General features: G+C 49.4%; 2 tRNA genes and 1 rRNA gene. All 3 read left to right on the top strand.

Annotated elements, in window-relative coordinates:
• The first annotated feature begins 33 nt into the window (after positions 1–33).
• Positions 34–110, top strand: a tRNA-Ile gene (locus tag ACTNB1_RS14860).
• A 13-nt stretch (positions 111–123) separates the two neighbouring features.
• Positions 124–199: transfer RNA gene (locus ACTNB1_RS14855), tRNA-Ala, on the top strand.
• A 276-nt stretch (positions 200–475) separates the two neighbouring features.
• Positions 476–597: ribosomal RNA gene (locus ACTNB1_RS14850) — 23S ribosomal RNA — on the top strand; the annotation flags it as partial.

Raw genomic sequence — 597 nt, 5'->3', positions numbered from 1 at the left:
GTTGTTTAATTTAGAGGGTACACGCGGCCCGATGGGCCCATAGCTCAGCTGGCTAGAGCGCACGACTGATAATCGTGAGGTCGGTGGTTCGAGTCCACTTGGGCCCACCACTTCTCTCTCGATGGGGGTATAGCTCAGCTGGGAGAGCACCTGCTTTGCAAGCAGGGGGTCGTCGGTTCGAGCCCGACTATCTCCACCAATTCAATACTGGATCGAAGCACCTGGCAACAGATGTTTCGATCTGGCCTTGAACAAAGGCTGGAAGTCAGCACCTTGAAAACTGAACAATGCAGAATGAAAGTACAAGAGCAAGCAACAGAGGGCAAACAGCAATGTTGTGGAACTTATAAGTATAGAATGGCGATAGCTGTTCTAGTGAATGGGTAAAACAATGTAGCCAATTGCAAACTTCTGTGATGCCTGCATAATTCATGATCGAATAGAGAACAGCTCAGAAATGAGACTGTTCTACTAAGGTCAAGCTAAAAAGAGCGCAAGGGGAATGCCTTGGCATCAGGAGCCGATGAAGGACGTGACAAGCTGCGATAAGCTGCGGTGAGCTGCACATAAGCTTTGACCCGCAGATTTCCGAATGGG

Origin of the sequence: Flavonifractor sp. HCP28S3_F3 (assembly GCF_052065355.1) — a bacterium.
GTDB lineage: Bacteria > Bacillota > Clostridia > Oscillospirales > Oscillospiraceae > Flavonifractor.
This window is presented reverse-complemented; position numbering and strand designations above follow the sequence as displayed.